The organism is Sorangium sp. So ce1504 (assembly GCF_051521635.1).
In the GTDB taxonomy this organism is placed as follows: Bacteria; Myxococcota_A; Polyangia; order Polyangiales; family Polyangiaceae; genus Sorangium; species Sorangium cellulosum_B.
The window spans coordinates 208491-223317 of the sequence record NZ_CP150365.1; the positions used below are offsets into that span (position 1 = coordinate 208491).

The 14827-nt window shown below is 69.3% G+C and carries 15 protein-coding genes; 12 read left to right on the top strand and 3 right to left on the bottom strand.

All coding sequences use genetic code 11. The features are described 5' to 3' along the window. The first annotated feature begins 136 nt into the window (after nt 1-136). From WMF39_RS00825 to WMF39_RS00850, 6 genes are all read left to right on the top strand, one after another. Complete coding sequence (locus WMF39_RS00825; RefSeq protein WP_437743656.1) at nt 137-658, top strand: GNAT family N-acetyltransferase; 522 nt, start codon at nt 137-139, stop codon at nt 656-658. 185 nt (nt 659-843) lie between these two features. Then, a complete protein-coding gene (locus WMF39_RS00830) occupies nt 844-1560 on the top strand; it encodes a hypothetical protein (protein ID WP_437743657.1) in 717 nt (238 codons plus the stop codon). A 129-nt stretch (nt 1561-1689) separates the two neighbouring features. Further along, nucleotides 1690-2508: a hypothetical protein gene (locus WMF39_RS00835; protein WP_437743658.1), complete on the top strand. Its 819-nt coding sequence runs from the start codon at nt 1690-1692 to the stop codon at nt 2506-2508. Between the two features lie 15 nt (nt 2509-2523). Beyond that, nucleotides 2524-2922, top strand: coding sequence for a ClpX C4-type zinc finger protein (locus WMF39_RS00840; RefSeq protein WP_437743659.1), 399 nt, complete (start codon nt 2524-2526; stop codon nt 2920-2922). 124 nt (nt 2923-3046) lie between these two features. Beyond that, nucleotides 3047-3361, top strand: a complete 315-nt coding sequence (locus WMF39_RS00845) for a hypothetical protein (protein WP_437743660.1) — start codon at nt 3047-3049, stop codon at nt 3359-3361. A 46-nt stretch (nt 3362-3407) separates the two neighbouring features. After that, a complete protein-coding gene (locus WMF39_RS00850) occupies nt 3408-4121 on the top strand; it encodes a hypothetical protein (RefSeq protein WP_437743661.1) in 714 nt (237 codons plus the stop codon). Nucleotides 4122-4337: 216 nt separating this feature from the next. On the opposite strand, the gene WMF39_RS00855 is transcribed toward WMF39_RS00850, so the two are convergent. Beyond that, on the bottom strand, nt 4338-5213 hold the full coding sequence (locus WMF39_RS00855; RefSeq protein ID WP_437743662.1) for a hypothetical protein: 876 nt from the start codon (nt 5211-5213) through the stop codon (nt 4338-4340). A gap of 775 nt (nt 5214-5988) precedes the next feature. Here WMF39_RS00855 and WMF39_RS00860 point away from each other — a divergent pair. After that, nucleotides 5989-7470 (top strand): hypothetical protein, encoded by a 1482-nt coding sequence (locus tag WMF39_RS00860; protein ID WP_437743663.1) that lies wholly within the window; start codon nt 5989-5991, stop codon nt 7468-7470. A 100-nt stretch (nt 7471-7570) separates the two neighbouring features. On the opposite strand, the gene WMF39_RS00865 is transcribed toward WMF39_RS00860, so the two are convergent. After that, entirely contained in the window at nt 7571-8230 is a 660-nt protein-coding gene (locus WMF39_RS00865; protein ID WP_437743664.1) for a YceI family protein, read from the bottom strand. Nucleotides 8231-8251: 21 nt separating this feature from the next. Next, nucleotides 8252-9052 carry a dioxygenase family protein gene (locus WMF39_RS00870; RefSeq protein WP_437743665.1) on the bottom strand — a complete coding sequence of 267 codons (801 nt, stop codon included), beginning with the start codon at nt 9050-9052 and terminating at the stop codon, nt 8252-8254. Between the two features lie 234 nt (nt 9053-9286). On the opposite strand from WMF39_RS00870, the gene WMF39_RS00875 reads away from it, so the two are divergent. The 5 genes from WMF39_RS00875 to WMF39_RS00895 all read left to right on the top strand — a co-directional run bounded on the left by WMF39_RS00875 (nt 9287) and on the right by WMF39_RS00895 (nt 14702). After that, the gene (locus WMF39_RS00875; RefSeq protein ID WP_437743666.1) at nt 9287-10207 is read left to right on the top strand and encodes a LysR family transcriptional regulator; all 921 of its coding nucleotides are present in this window, start codon (nt 9287-9289) and stop codon (nt 10205-10207) included. A 298-nt stretch (nt 10208-10505) separates the two neighbouring features. Beyond that, complete coding sequence (locus WMF39_RS00880) at nt 10506-11669, top strand: ABC transporter substrate-binding protein (protein WP_437748144.1); 1164 nt, start codon at nt 10506-10508, stop codon at nt 11667-11669. Next, on the top strand, nt 11666-12574 hold the full coding sequence (locus tag WMF39_RS00885; protein WP_437743667.1) for an ABC transporter permease: 909 nt from the start codon (nt 11666-11668) through the stop codon (nt 12572-12574). Before WMF39_RS00880 ends, WMF39_RS00885 begins: the two co-directional genes overlap by 4 nt. Then, the gene (locus WMF39_RS00890) at nt 12550-13338 is read left to right on the top strand and encodes an ABC transporter ATP-binding protein (protein ID WP_437743668.1); all 789 of its coding nucleotides are present in this window, start codon (nt 12550-12552) and stop codon (nt 13336-13338) included. The genes WMF39_RS00885 and WMF39_RS00890 overlap by 25 nt, the downstream gene beginning before the upstream one ends. Further along, on the top strand, nt 13335-14702 hold the full coding sequence (locus tag WMF39_RS00895) for an LLM class flavin-dependent oxidoreductase (protein ID WP_437743669.1): 1368 nt from the start codon (nt 13335-13337) through the stop codon (nt 14700-14702). The genes WMF39_RS00890 and WMF39_RS00895 overlap by 4 nt, the downstream gene beginning before the upstream one ends. Nucleotides 14703-14827 lie beyond the last annotated feature (125 nt).

Consider the following 14827-nt stretch of genomic DNA (forward strand, 5'->3'; position numbering starts at 1 on the left):
GGAGTCGACCGGGCTATCCGAGCTCCACGAACAGATGTGCGGCCTGCGCCAACAAACGCCTGCAGCCGACGCGGGAAGCCCGCGCGGCCGAGGCGCGGCGCTATGCGGATGAAGACAGCGGAGCGGGTGAACGAACATGGAAGAGCCCGAAGAAATAGCGCTCGCCAGGAGTGCGGACGCGCACGACATCCTTCCGTTGATGGTCGCCTTCAACGAGGCCGAGGGCATCCTCTGGAGGCCCGAGGCCATGATTCCCGCTCTGCACCGTGTGCTCAACGACAAGGACCTCGGGCTGATCTTGGTTGCGCGTGTCGGCGTGCGTCGCTCACCCGTCGGTTATAGCCTGGCCACGTTCGGGTATGATCTTGAGTTCGCGGGGCGTGATGCTTTCGTGACAGAAATCTTCGTGGAGCCCGGGTCCCGACGACGGGGCCTCGGGCGGACCCTGCTGGAATCGACCGTACAACACCTGCGAGAGCGCAACGTGAACGCCGTCCATCTCATGGTGCGACCGGACAATCAGCGAGCGATCGCTTTGTACGAGGGGCAGGGGTTCAAGGTCTCGCCGCGGATCATGATGACCAAGGAGCTGACCGCCCCGACCGAAGACGCAGTCCAACAAGGTATTCAATCGGGCAGCGCTTCGCGCCGCCGCTGAGCGCCAGAACATTCGCCAGAGCCGGAGCATCATGCCCTTCCCCCTCTCTCTCTCCTCACATGCGGCGAGACCTGGTGGCTTCATCCGACCGCGTCCTGGAAACAGGAATGGCATGCCATCGTGGGGCGACCCAGGTTAGGTTCCCGGCGGCGGCGCGACGCCGCAACCGTGAGGAGACATTCCAGATGCTCGAGTACAGCGCCGCATGGCCGCATGGTGAGGTTCAAGACGCATTCCCAGAGGTCTTTTACGTCGTTGGTACGAACAGGACTCACCACGCTGGGATCGATCTCCAGACGAGCCGCACGATGACCGTGCTCCGACAGGATCGAGACCTCACGCTCGTGAACACCGTGCGCCTGACCGAGGAAGGGTTGCGCCAGATCGACGCCCTCGGCCAGGTCCGCCACGTCGTGCGGCTCGGAGCATTCCACGGCCGAGATGATCCCTTCTATCGCGACCGTTACGGCGCCACCCTGTGGGCGCTCCCCGAGGCAGCGGCGGCCGACGGCCGACCTGCCGACCGAGCGCTCGCAGCAGGGGGCCCGTTCCCGGCTCACGGAGGCATCGTATTCGAGTTCACGACGGCGCGGTTCCCTGAAGCCGCCGTTTTGCTCCCGCGGGAGGGCGGAATCCTCATTACGTGTGACGCCGTGCAGAACTGGTCACACGTCGATCCCTTCTTTTTCGATGAAACGGGCGCGCTGTTCCTCGCTCAAGGGTTGATCGGTGCGGCGAACATCCCCGCGACCTGGCGAGCGGCGTGCACCCCCGATCTTTCCGATTTTCGCCGCCTCGCCGACCTGCCGTTTCGCCATATTATCAGCGCTCATGGTGAGCCGCTTCGTGACGACGCCAAGAGGCTACTCCAGGCCCGCATAGACGAAGTATTTCGCCCGTGAGAACAGGAGCCTACGTGAGGCCGGCGGCGCTGCCCAGCAAACCGTTGCGGATGACGGCGCCCTCCCTCGCCACGCTCGGTCTGGCACCCGCAGCTGGGCGCCAGCATCGTTAGGGCCATCGGGAACGCAATGCACAGCGCGCAAACAAGCTACCGTGAGCTCCATGACTCGCTCCTCGAGTACGACGATGGCTCGCTCTATCCGGATGTGCTCGCGCCCTGGCTCAAGGCGAATGCCGACGAGCGGATCTGGCTCCGCTCCTTCGCTTCCCGGCGCGGAAGCCCCATTCCGTCGGCGGACGTCGAGGACCTGTGGCGGCTGTATGCCTTGAGTCGCGTCAATGATACATTGCTGTTGCGGTTTCAGCGTGGGACGGCGGACGGATCGGATTGGCCGGGGCCACTGATCTCGCAGGCCGAGTTCGTGGCGTTCGCGGAGGCGCTAGGGCTCACCATCGCCCAGATGTCCTCGTTCTCGCCGTTCTATCATGAGATCGTCGAGGTCGAGTACACCGATGACTGCCGTCAGCCGGTGTCGATCGTAAGCTACGCCTGGCCGTGCCTGATGCTCGGTGACATGCTCTTCTCTCGGGCCGGAGTGCGCGTGCGCGGCGGCAGCGAGATCATCCGCAAGGACATCGCCGAATCATCTACCATGTACTGGACGTACCGGCGGAAGAACCGCCCCGGGCAGGACCTGTCCCATGGCTGGGGCAGCAACTCGCAGTGGCGTACCGCCTTCCGCAGGGACTATCGAGTGGGCCAAAAATTGTACTACAACGTCGACGGTAAGCGCGATCTAGGCACGCTGGAGTCAACGGTCGAAGATGGCGATGGCCTGACGCGGGAGGAGCGCGTCGAGCTGCTCACCAACCGCTGTTTCATCTTCACGATGAAACCGCACGACGATCTGTGGCCCTATGATGACAGGCTACAGCTCGAGGGGTGATGAGAGCTTGTTCGCATGCCGGGCATCTGGATTGAACTATCGGACAGGGTGGTGGCCAGCGACGGAGTGGCCGATGCGCGTTCTCAGTGTTCGTTCTGTCGACGCGGGGTGGCCGTCCTCGAGCGCCTCATCGCTGCCGCTGATGTCAGCATTTGCAGCGCTTGCGTTCGAAAATGTGCCCGCGGTCTTCGCCGCCATAACGTCCTCGGATGGCGCCCTTGGTGGCGATTCTGGAAGGACGGCGAGCCGAGCAAGACGCGGACAGGGCTCGGTTATCGGGACCCGCATCTTGCGTGCTCGTTCTGCAAGCGTTCGCTGGTCGATGTGCCCGCGCTGTTAGGCGCTGGCAGGATCACCAGCTGCAGCGCCTGCGTGCGTCTCTGCGTGGAGATCCTCCGCGAGGAATCTCGGTGAACCGATCCGCCAAGACTGTGCGCCGAGGACTCGGAATAGCTGGTCGCCGTGGATGGTTGACGTTGCCTGACCCATGATCCCCCCGACCCCTGGCCACCGCGCGCGAGAAGCGCTCCTCCTGTGCTTGGCGGTACCCTTCCTCGGCGTCCTGTTCGGCGGGATCTACTCGGTGCCCGCGATCCGGCTCAGCGGCGGGCGCGATCCCTGGCTCAGCCTTCTCCTGCTGTCCGGCCTCGCCCTCACCGTCTTCGTCGCTGGGTTTCTCCTGCGAATCCCGACCGGCCACCTCGGAGGGGTCTACGTGGTAGTCGCCGTGGCCTTCTTCGTGGTCCGGAGGGCTTTCGGCGGTCTCGAGCGGAATCTGGAGCGCTTCGGAGTCGTGCACCTGTTCGGGCTGGTGCTGGTGGCCTTCGCCCACGCGGCGATGCTGCTGGAGTGACATCGGTGTCAAGCGAGAGTAAATGTCGTCTGGCAGGCGGGCGTAGATGATGGCTCCCTCGAGTGAACCCCAGTCCGGTGTGCCGTGCCGCGCGCGCGCCCTTTCGGACAACCTCCGCCTGTTGCCCGTCGTTGAACTCGCGCCAGGAGCCTATGGATCCGCGCTTCAGCCGACCACGAGCCCATGGACGGCAGAGGAGAGCGAGACCTACTGGCGGGCCTGCCTTCGAGCGGGTGGCGTCGTCGGCGTGGACCCCGTCGTTCCGGGATCGTGGCTGGTGGCGCTGGACGCGCTCAACTCCGCCGATCTGCTCCACAGGGTTTTGCAGGTCCACTTTGCCGACGGAGTCCCAGCCGACCTTGATGAAATCGGCCCTTTCTACGGCGGGCTCGCGCTCGTCGACGACGGCGAGAACCTGGTACTCCCGACCTGTTGCGGCGATCTTGGTGACCTCGACAATTGGCACATCGCGACCGAGCAGAGGACGGACTCGCCGGAGATGCTGTGGATCGGTCACCCGTGGCTCACCGTCTGGTACCAGGCCCCGATGCTGCACATCCGAGAGGAGACAGAGTACAACCTGCCGGCGCACCCGAGGGAGTTCGCCATGAACCCCGAGGCGCTCCAGAGCGCTGTGCGTCAGGCAACACGCGAGCTTGATCTCTTCTGCGAGCGCGTAGTGGTGTCGTTGCGCGAGCTTCCCGGCGTGCTCGATGCCCGAGCGATCGGCAGAATCCTCGTGGGTAAGAGAGACTCCTGATGCGCATCGCTTCATTGCCGCCCAGCTGCGCGGCGGTGCGCCCGTGCCGAGCTGCGCTCAGCACGGCGCCGGGCGGCACGTCGCGATCACGTTCGGCGGGCAGGCCCGGAAGGATCGAGGCGGAGGCGTGTTGGCGGGAACCGGTGACCGGGGGGCTACGGGGGATGTGTTCCGGCGCCTCTGCCCGTGGGATGCCCCGCCCGGCGTGAAGAACAGCTACGCTTCCACGGTTGGCTCCAGGAGAGGCTCACCGCCCGGCGCTCCCGGCTCCGTGCCCGCGCTGCCGCCGCCGTCGCCCGCGTTGTTCTTCCCCGCTCCTGGCTTGCGCCCGCCGCCCCGCGCGGCGAACAGGGACGGCGCGATCGCATCGGCGTCGCCCTCGTTCCAGCGCAGGTACGACGCCGCGCGGCGGCACGCATCGTAGGCGTTCACGAGCAGCGTGAACGCCCGCGCGCGCCGCTCGGCCGCATCGCCCGCCTTCGGCGCCGGCAGGCCCGGCTGCTGGCGGGCCCCCAGCGCGACGAGCAGCTCCGGCCCGAGCCGGGAGGCGCGCTCGACGTCGCCCCACTCGACCGTGGTCCTGTTCTTCACGGCGTCCCAGACCTCGCTGAAGAGCGCCGCGAGCGCGACGAGGTCGTTGGCGGTGTCGAGGTGCCCCTGACCGCTTCGGATCTCGGCCACCCGCTGCGCGTCGACGATCCCCTTGTGGGCCAGCGCCTCTGCCGCGACGAGCAGGTCCTCGCGGAGCGGCGCGGCGTCGTCGAGGAGCCGCTTGAGCGCGTCCGGCCCGGAAGAGGTCGGCAGCGCGAGCAGGTGCGCGTACCAGGCGGCGAGCGCATACGTCTGGAGCTTGTCGAGCTGGCTCAGGGGGTGCTTGGGGAGCTCCTCCACGAACCGCGGGCGCAGCGCTTGAAGGTGCGGGACGGCCCCGATGGCCACGGCGACAGCGCGGGGAATATCGACGTTGATCGGCACCACCTCGCGGACGTCGTCGATCTCGGGCTCGACGAGCGCGAACGCCTTGGCCGCCTCGCTCGGCGCACCAGGCTTGGCGGGTGAAGACTTCTTCGTATTCGGCCTGGATCTCGGCATCAGCTTCTCCCTCGCAACGTGAGCGAGCACCCGTCGGTGCAGTGATGAAGCACAGAGGACGGGGTGGTATCGCGATCGCCTTCCGGCGATGTCCCAGGCGAAATCAACCGCCATGCCAGCGGGACGACGTGCGCTGTCGATGTGTTGCGGATGCGGCCGAACAGCCCGGTGTCGCCGGGATGTGTGGGCAGAGACACGGGCGTGGGGCGCGGCGCGCCTTGCGTCTCTGCGCAAGCGGTTGCGTACAACCGCTTGCGGTCGCACCGAACCGCGCGCGCTCACGCGAAGGCCGCGGTGGAGGGCGGTCGAACCGCCACCGGAGCCTCGGTAGGGGTCGCGGAAGGGCGATTGGACCGCTCCCGCCGCACCGATCAAGGTGGTGGAAGGGGGGTTGGACCGCTCCCGCCGCACCGATCAAGGTGGTGGAACGGCGGTCGAACGGCCCCTGCCGCATCGATCAAGGTGGTGGAAGGGCGGTCGAACCGCCTCCTGGCACCGATCTCGGTCCTCGCGGGCGGTCGAACCGCCTCCCGCTCCCCATGCACTCTCGCGGCGGACGCTCATCGATCGGCTCGAGACCTATCACCTGCACCGTCCGCGGAAGAAGCCACGACGGGCCAAGGCGCGCAGAGAGCAGCAATCCGGCGGTGACCATCGCGAAGGAGCGTTGAACGGGCGGGCGCGATCCGGGTACGAACGGGGAGCCACCGCCCGCGGCTTCTCACCAAGCGCCCGGACCCTTCGCTCGTGAAGGATCCGGCTGCCCGGAGGTCTCATGCTCGTTTCATCGCGTTCGCGTTCCGCCGCCCGAGCCTCGCTTTCCGCCGTCACCTTCGCCCTCGCCCTGCCAGGCGCCGCCTCGTTCACCGGCTGCTCCGGGAGCGACGAGCCCGAGGAGCCCCAGGCCGCTGGGAGTAGCCCCACGTTTCACAAGGACGTCGAGCCCATCCTGCAGAGGAGCTGCATGGGCTGCCACTCCGCGGGCAATATCGCGCCCTTCAGCATTACCTCGTACGACGACGCCAAGGCTGTCGCGGCGCTCATGGTCCAGACGACCAAGGCGGGCACGATGCCGCCCTTCGCCGTGCGTGACACGGACGAGTGCTCGACCCGCCACGCGTGGAAGGGCGACATCCGCCTCTCCGACGAGGAGATCAGCACCCTGGAGGCCTGGAGCAAGGCCGGCAGCCCCAAGGGTGATCCCAGGGACGCGCCCGCCGCGTTCGTGCCGAAGAGCCCCGACCTGCCGGGCACGACCCTCGAGGTTCACCCGAAAGAGCCCTACGTCACCTCCGGTGAGCAGGACGAGTTCCGCTGCTTCGTCATCGATCCCGGGCTCACGGAGGACCACTACCTGAACGGTCTACAGATGGTGCCCGGCAACAACAAGGTCGTTCATCACGGGCTGATCGCCATCGATCCGGAGCGGTCGATCGCGAACCTGGCCGGCCCCGACGGGAGCTTTCCGTGCGGCGACGGCGAGGAGCCGGCGGGCTCGGACCTGGGCGCGCTCCCGCTGCTCACCGCCTGGGCTCCCGGCACGGACCCGGTCGATCTGCCCGAGGGGGTGGGTCAGCTGATCCCGAAGGGGTCGCTCATCATGATGCAGATCCATTACCACCCCGCCGGCACCACGGCCGACCCGGACCTGACGCGCATCCAGCTCAGGCTCACCAAGGAGAAGCCGAAGTACGGCTTCCTGTACCACCTGATCGGCAACTTCGAAGACCCGGTCAACGAGTTTGGCTTCGGGCTGCTACCGGGTCCGGGCGACAAGAACGGCGTCGAGTTCCTGGTCCCCGCGGACAGCAAGGACCACGTGGAGACGGAGCAGTTCACGATCCCGGCCGCGGACTCGCCCGTGGCGCAAGAGATACCGTTCCCGCCGGGCATGCGCATCTATGGCGAATTCCTGCACATGCACTACCTGGGCTTCGACCAGAAGGTGACGGTCACGCGGGCGAACGGCTCGCCCGATCAGCCGAAGGAGGAGTGCCTGGCACACGCGCCGAAGTGGGAGTTCGCCTGGCAGCGCTCGTACTCGTACGACGCGCCCATCGAGTCGCTCCCGACGCTCGAGCCGGGCGATGTGCTCCAGATCCGGTGCACGTACAACAACTCGACGGAGAACCCGTACGTGGTCAAGGCGCTCAAGGAGGCTCATATGAGCGCGACGATCGACGTGGCTTACGGCGAGGGGAGCACGTTCGACGAGATGTGCATCGCCGGGCTCTCGCTCGTGTACCCGATGCCTTGACGGGAGCGGGAGCGGCGGCGGAGGTGGGTGCGGGAACGGAGGCGCTCCCTCCTTTGGCGGGGCTTCATCCGCTCCCGCCCGCCCGGTGCTCGGCGGGCGCTCAGCCCTGCTTGCGGGGCGCCTTGAGCGAGAGCTTCAGCAGCACGTCGTCGCGGATCAGATCGTCCTGCTTGCCCGGATAGACGATGCCGAAGTCCTTGCGGTTGATCACGAACTCCGCGCTGCCCGACACGGCATCGGCGCCCTCGGTGATGGTCGCCGGGAAGGTGATCGTCTTCTTCACGCCGTGCAGATCGAGCTCGCCGGTGACGGTGTGGGTCGCGCCCTTCTCGCCGCCGGCCTTGATCTCGGTCGAGGTGAACGTCGCCTTCGGGTACTTCTCGACGTCGAAGAAGTCCGGCGACTTGAGGTGGCCGTCGAGCTTCTCGGCGTCGCTCTTCACCGACGACGCGTCGGCCTCGACGGTGAGCTTGCCGCCCGCGGCCTTGCCGCCGGCGAGCGTGATCGAGCCCGAGATCTTCTCGAATTTGCCCTCGTGTTTGCCCGTGACCTTCGAGCCGACGAAGCCGATGGTCGAGGCGGCCGCGTCGAGGGGCAGCGCCTCGGTGGGGCCCGAGGGCGCGGCGGCGGCCTGGGTCTGCGCGGGCGCGGCGGTCGAGATGGTCGCCTTGGGCTTGTCCTTGGTCGGATCTTCGCACCCCGCGAGCGAGAGCAAGAGCGCGGCGGGGAGGGCGATGCGAGCGAAACGAGCGGTGAGCATGAGAGACAATCTCCTTATTGGTCAGCCAAACTGCACAGAACGTCTCGTGAACGAGCCATAGGTGAGCCCCGTGATGGGGAACTGCACCGGCTCGCTCACGTCGATCGACGCCCCCATGGCGGCGACGACCGGCACGAAATGCTCGTGGGTCGGGAGCGCCATCCGCACGCCCGGCGCGCGGGCACGGTACTCGATGAGCGCGCCCACGTCGCGCTGCGAGAGGACCTCGGCGCACCATGCGTCGAACTCCGTGGCCCAGGGCTGCGCGACCGCATCTCCGCGCCAGTCTGCCGCGCGGAGGTTATGGGTCAAGAAACCGCTGCCGACGATCAACACCCCCTCGTCGCGGAGCGGCGCGAGCGCTCGCCCCATCTCGAGGAGCGGAGCCGGAGAGAGCGTCGGCAAAGAGATCTGGAGCACCGGGACGTCCGCGCCCGGGTACATGCAGAGGAGCGGCACGTAGGCGCCGTGGTCGAGCCCGCGGCGAGGCGCCTCGGCGACCGGACCCAGCGGGCCGAGCAGCTCCCGGACGCGCCGCGCGAGCGCGGGGGCGCCGGGCGCGGGGTACTCCACCTGATAGTACTTCTCGGGGAAGTTGTAGAAGTCGTAGACGAGGGGCACGGTCTCGGTGGCGCCGAGCGTGACCGGCGCGTCCACCCAGTGGGCCGAGATCATGAGAATCGCCGTGGGGCGCGGCACCGCCTGCGCCCAGGCGGCGAGCTCGGCGACCCACGCGCGATCGTCGAGCAGGAAGGGAGAGCCGTGCGCGAGGAACAGGGCCGGCATGCGCCCCTCGCGCGCCTTGTGCTGAGTGTCGGACATCGAACCTCTCTCGGCCGCGGTGGACGTGGAGCTCGACGCCGGAGCCGGGCCGGGCGCGGTCGACGTCGAGCGCCCGCAGGCGCCGGCGATCGGTGCGGCCCCGCCCGCGGCAAGGAGGAGCCTTAATGCAGCCCGGCGATCCATGATGAGCCCACCCTAGGTCGTTTCCGATAATGGTACAATGACCCTGCAATGAAACGCCAGGTTGCCAAAACGGAAACGATCGACGCGAATGTGAGCGATTTGCGGGCCTTCTGCCTGGTGGTCGACCTCGGATCGATCACGGCGGCCGCGAAGACGCTGGGCGAGACGAAGGGAAGCGTCAGCCGCCGCATCACGCGGCTGGAGCACGCGCTCGGGGTGGAGCTGCTCCGCCGCAGCCCGCGGCTCGTGCAGGCGACGGAGGACGGCCTCGCCTACCGGATGCGCGTCGGCCGGGCGATCGAGCTGCTGGAGGACGCGAACGTGGCGGTGCAGCAGGCGCGCTCGAGGCCGCGCGGGCACCTGCGCGTGACGGCGCCGTTCGATCTCGGGCTGAGCATCCTGGCGCCGCTCTCGGCCGGCTTCGCGGAGCGCTTCCCCGAGATCTCGCTGGAGCTGCTGCTCACCGAGGCGCTCCTCGACTTCGACGCCCACCAGGTCGACGTGGCCCTGCGCGCGACCTCGATCCTCCCGGACTCGTCGCTCATCGCCCACAAGCTGCAGCACATCGAGGTCGGCCTGTTCGCGGCGCCGTCCTACCTCCGCAAGCACGGGGCCGCGCGCCGGCCCGAGGACCTCGCGGGGCACCGGCTGCTGCTCGCCCAGACCGCGCGCGGCCACGCGACGATCGCGCTCTCGGCGCGCGACGGCCGCGATCGCGCGGAGCTCCGGGTGCGCGCGGCGATCTCGGCCTCCGATTTCTCGTTCTGCCGCGAGGTCGCGCTGGCCGGGGGCGGGATCGCGCTGGTCCCCGCGATCAACGTGCGGGGCGACCTCGACGCGAAGCGGCTCGTGCCCGTGCTCAAGGACTACGCGATCCACGGCGCCGCCTCCCTGTACCTCGTCCACCCGGGGACGCGCTTCCTGCCGTCCAAGATCCGCGCCTTCCGCGATTACCTGCTCGACGCGTTCGGCGTCCCGGGACGGCGCGAGGCCCCCGCCGCGGCGCGGTAGCGGGCCGCCCCCTCCGCGCCTGCCCCCGCCGGAGGGAGGCGGGCCGTGCTCGCGCCGGAGCAGCGGATCACCACCGGCTGTTGCTGGGGAAGCAGCGCGGCCTTGGCCCGACCGTCCCGCGGCCGGCGGGCGCCGCGCGACGGCGGGCGCGGGCCGCTGGACGGCGCCGTCCACGGGCGAGCGGCGCGGCGGCATGGGCGTTGCTGGTCACGGCGAGACGATCCCGAGGACGGGCCGCGAGCCATCGGCTCCGCGAGGCCCATCCCGGCGTCTCCCGAGCGCTCCTCTCCCCCGCCGGCTGGGCGGCGGGCGGGGCGGCGCCTGGGCAGCAGCAAAACGGCACCGCTTCCAGCCGCGCACCGAGGTCCATCTGCGCTCGTTCATCGACAGGATTCGCTCACTCGCGACGTTCGCGGCGCTCTCTGCGCTGATTGCCTCGTCCGGGTGCAAGCGCGACGGCGAGGCGAGCGCCGCTGCCACGCTGGCCCCGGACGCCCCGATCCCGGCCGAGATCCCGCGCGAGACGCGGCTCAGCATCGGTGATCCGACGGTGCAGAAGCAACTCCAGCTCTCCGGCGACATCGACAGGCTGCCGTTCCGCGTCGACTGGCAGAACATCAGCGGAGGACCGCAGACCATCGAGGCGTTCCGCGCCGGGGTGCTCGACGCGGGCGCGGTCGGCGACACGCCGCCCATCCACGCCACCTTCACCGGGGTCGACGTGAAGATCCTCACCGTGCAGGTGCGGGAGAAGCCCATCTACGAGCTGGCCACCGCGCCGGGCGCGCAGGTAGCGTCCATTGGCGATCTCCGCGGCAAGAAGATCGCCTATTCGCCGGGGCAGGCGCAGGGCGCGCTCGTCCTGCGCGTGCTGAAGAAGGCCGGGCTGTCGCAGAAGGACGTGACGCTCGTCCAGCTCGGGAGCACCGAGTTCAAGGAGGCGCTCACCAGCCGCCAGGTCGACGTCGCGCCGCTGTCCGGCGTCACCCTGCTGCGTTATCTCAACGAGTACCGCGCCGAGGGCGCCTCGTCGATCGCGCACGGCGTCCGCGACAACCTGGGCTTCCTTCATGTGCGCGCCGAGGTGCTCAAGGACGCTCACAAGGCGGCCGCGCTGGTCGACTACGCGAAGTGGCGGGCCAGGGCCCAGCTGTGGGCCTACGCGCATCCGGAGGCCTGGATCGAGGCGTATTACGTCAAGGATCAGGGCCTCTCGGCCAGGGAAGGGCGCTTCCTTATCGAGGCCTCCGGCAAGCCGCAGTACCCGGGCGACTGGTCCGAGGCGATCGCGCTGACCCAGGAGACAGCCGATCTGCTCGCCGAGGCCTCCGGCCAGAAGCGGTTCGAGGCCAGGACGATCTTCGACCTCCGATTCCAGACGATCGGAGCGGAGGTGGCCGGCGCCGCCGAGGGCGCCGGACCGACGGACCGGCCGGCGACGGCCGACAGGAGCACTCCATGACGACCGCACTGCCCACGAGCGCCGCCTCGCCGCGCCTCGCCAGCTTCCCGGATCTCACCGCGACCGCGGACGTCTCCGCGCCGCCGTCCGGCGCCCCGACCGGCCGCCGCGTGTCCAGCCGCCGCTTGCGGCGCCGCCTGGGCCCGGGGCGGCGCATCCCGTACGGCCTCGCGCTCGGCCCGGCGCTGCTGCTCGCGCTCTGGGCCGCCGCCTCGGCGACGGGCGCGCTCGACGCGCGCGTGCTCTCCGCGCCGTGGACCGTGGTGACCACGGCCCACGAGCTGATCGCCGACGGGCGGCTCCTGTCCAACCTGCTCACGTCGGCGCAGCGGGCCTTCCTGGGGCTCGCGCTCGGGGCCGGCCTGGGCACGGTGCTGGCGCTCCTCGCCGGGCTGACGCGCGTCGGGGAGGCGCTGCTCGACGGGCCGGTGCAGATCAAGCGCGCGATCCCGACGCTGGCGCTCATCCCGCTGCTGATCCTCTGGTTCGGGATCGGCGAGCAGATGAAGGTGCTCACCATCGCCCTCGGCGTCGTCATCCCGGTCTACGTCCACACCCACGCGGCGCTGCGCACCATCGACGCGCGCTACGTGGAGCTGGCCGAGACGGTCCGCCTGACGAGGTGGCAGTTCATCCGGAAGGTGGCGTTGCCGGGGGCGCTTCCGGGCTTCCTGATGGGCCTGCGGCTGGCGGTGACCGGCGCGTGGCTGGCGCTCGTCGTGGTCGAGCAGATCAACGCCACGAGCGGCATCGGCTACATGATGTCGCTGGCGCGCTCGTACGGGCAGACGGAGATCATCCTCCTCGGCCTCGTCGTGTACGGGCTGTTCGGCCTGGCCTCCGACTCGGCCGTGCGGCTCATCGAGCGAAAGGCCCTGTCATGGCGCCGCATCCTGGCCGGCTGACGGCGGCCCCGCCCGCGGTGCGGATCCGCGGCCTGGTCCGCCGCTTCGGCGCCCGCGTGGTGCTCGACGGGATCGACCTCACGATCGAGCGGGGCGAGTTCGTCGCGCTGCTCGGCCGCAGCGGATCGGGCAAGAGCACCCTGCTGCGGGCGATCGCCGAGCTGGACGACGAGGTGACCGGCTCGGGCGTGCTGCACGTGCCGGACAACCGGGCGGTCGTGTTCCAGGACACGCGGCTCTTGCCGTGGGCGCGGGTGCTCGACAACGTGATCCTCGGGCTCGACGTGCCGCAGGCCCGGGAGCGCGGCCTGGACGCGCTCGCGGAGGTGGGGCTCGCCGGGCGGGAGCGCGCGTGGCCCGTCGAGCTGTCCGGCGGCGAGCAGCAGCGGGTGGCGCTGGCGCGGTCGCTGGTGCGCGATCCGGAGCTCGTGCTGGCCGACGAGCCGTTCGGCGCGCTCGACGCGCTGACCCGCGCGCGCATGCACGACCTCCTGCGCGAGCTGTGCGCGCGGCACCGGCCGGCCGTGCTGCTGGTGACCCACGACGTCGACGAGGCGATCGCGCTCGCCGATCGGGTGCTGGTGCTCGAGGGCGGCCGCATCGCCGAGGAGCGGCGGATCGATCTGCCGGCGCCGCGGCCGCTGCGCGATCCGCGGTTCCTCGCCCACCGCGAGTCGCTGCTTTCGGCGCTGGGGGTCGCGCCGGGCGCGGCCGCTGCCGGAGATCCTGACGCGAACCCTGAACTGGAACGGAGTTCCCCGTGACCCAACGACCCGGACAGCTGCATCTCAACGCGTTTCTCATGAGCGTCGGCCACCACGAGGCCTCGTGGCGCTTGCCGGAGAGCGATCCGTTCGCGAACACGAGCGTCGCGCACTTCAAGAAACTGGCCCGCATCGCGGAGCGGGGGAAGCTCGACTCGGTGTTCCTCGCCGACAGCCCGGTGCTGTGGAACAACGTCGGCCGCAGGCCGGCCGGGACGCTCGAGCCGACGGTGCTGCTCGCGGCGCTCGCCGGGGTGACCGAGCACATCGGGCTGATCGCGACCGCCTCGACGACATACAACGAGCCGTTCAACCTGGCCCGGAGGTTCGCCTCGCTGGACCACCTCAGCGGGGGTCGGGCGGGCTGGAACATCGTCACGACGGCGGGCGTGGACGCGGCGCGCAACTTCAACCTGGACGAGCTGCCGGCGCACAGCGACCGGTACGCGCGGGCGGCGGAGTTCATCGATGTGTCGCTGAAGCTGTGGGACAGCTGGGGCGACGACGCGCCGCTCGGCGACAAGGAGAACGGCGTCTGGGGCGATGACCGCAAGATTTACCCGCCGCGGCACGTGGGGCGGTACTTCAAGGTCGAGGGGGCGCTCAACGTGCCTCGCTCGCCGCAGGGGTATCCGCTGCTCGTGCAGGCCGGCTCGTCGGACGACGGCAAGGAGCTGGCGGCGCGGTACGCGGAGGCGGTGTTCACGGCGCAGCAGACGCTGGAGGACGCGCAGCGGTTCTATGTCGATCTGAAGGGGCGCGCGCGCGCGCTGGGGCGCGATCCGGGGTCGATCAAGATCTTGCCGGGGATCGTGCCGGTCCTCGGCGCCACGGAGGCCGAGGCGCACGCGCTCGACGCCGAGCTCGATCGGCTCATCAAGCCGGAGTATGCCAAGCGCCAGCTCGCGCAGACGCTGCGGGTGAAGCCGGAGGAGCTCGACCTCGACGCGGAGCTGCCGCGGGATCTTCCGAGCGAGGATCAGATCGAGGGGGCGAAGAGCCGGTACACGCTGATCGTGAGCCTGGCGCGGCGGGAGCGGCTGACGGTGCGCCAGCTGATCGGGCGGCTGGGCGGCGGCCGCGGCCACCGGACGTTCGCCGGCGCGCCCGAGCAGGTGGCGGACGCGATCCAGCACTGGTGGGAGCAGGGGGCGGCCGATGGCTTCAACGTGATGCCGCCGGTGCTGCCGTCGGGGCTCGAGGCGTTCGTCGAGCACGTGGTCCCGATCCTGCAAAGACGCGGGCTGTTCCGGACGGAATATGCGGGGAAGACGTTGCGGGACAACTATGGGCTGCCGAGGCCGGCAAACCTCAACCCGGCAAACCTCAACCTCGGTCGGGATCTGGTCGCGGCGGCAGAGTGATGTGAATTACAATAAACCTCAACCTCGGTCGAATAAACCTCAACCTCGGTCGGGGAATGGACCAGGCAAACCTCAACCCCGGTCGGGATCTGGTCGCGGCAGCAAAGTGAGATAAATCACATTGA

What these genes read in the sequence shown, in the direction of transcription:
- WMF39_RS00890 (WP_437743668.1), top strand. Translation starts at nt 12,550, where the DNA reads ATGGCGCCGCATCCTGGCCGGCTGACGGCGGCCCCGCCCGCGGTGCGG.
- WMF39_RS00840 (WP_437743659.1), top strand. Translation starts at nt 2,524, where the DNA reads ATGCCGGGCATCTGGATTGAACTATCGGACAGGGTGGTGGCCAGCGAC.
- WMF39_RS00825 (WP_437743656.1), top strand. Translation starts at nt 137, where the DNA reads ATGGAAGAGCCCGAAGAAATAGCGCTCGCCAGGAGTGCGGACGCGCAC.
- WMF39_RS00855 (WP_437743662.1), bottom strand. Translation starts at nt 5,213, where the DNA reads ATGCCGAGATCCAGGCCGAATACGAAGAAGTCTTCACCCGCCAAGCCT.
- WMF39_RS00865 (WP_437743664.1), bottom strand. Translation starts at nt 8,230, where the DNA reads ATGCTCACCGCTCGTTTCGCTCGCATCGCCCTCCCCGCCGCGCTCTTG.
- WMF39_RS00850 (WP_437743661.1), top strand. Translation starts at nt 3,408, where the DNA reads ATGATGGCTCCCTCGAGTGAACCCCAGTCCGGTGTGCCGTGCCGCGCG.
- WMF39_RS00835 (WP_437743658.1), top strand. Translation starts at nt 1,690, where the DNA reads ATGCACAGCGCGCAAACAAGCTACCGTGAGCTCCATGACTCGCTCCTC.
- WMF39_RS00830 (WP_437743657.1), top strand. Translation starts at nt 844, where the DNA reads ATGCTCGAGTACAGCGCCGCATGGCCGCATGGTGAGGTTCAAGACGCA.
- WMF39_RS00885 (WP_437743667.1), top strand. Translation starts at nt 11,666, where the DNA reads ATGACGACCGCACTGCCCACGAGCGCCGCCTCGCCGCGCCTCGCCAGC.
- WMF39_RS00870 (WP_437743665.1), bottom strand. Translation starts at nt 9,052, where the DNA reads ATGTCCGACACTCAGCACAAGGCGCGCGAGGGGCGCATGCCGGCCCTG.
- WMF39_RS00860 (WP_437743663.1), top strand. Translation starts at nt 5,989, where the DNA reads ATGCTCGTTTCATCGCGTTCGCGTTCCGCCGCCCGAGCCTCGCTTTCC.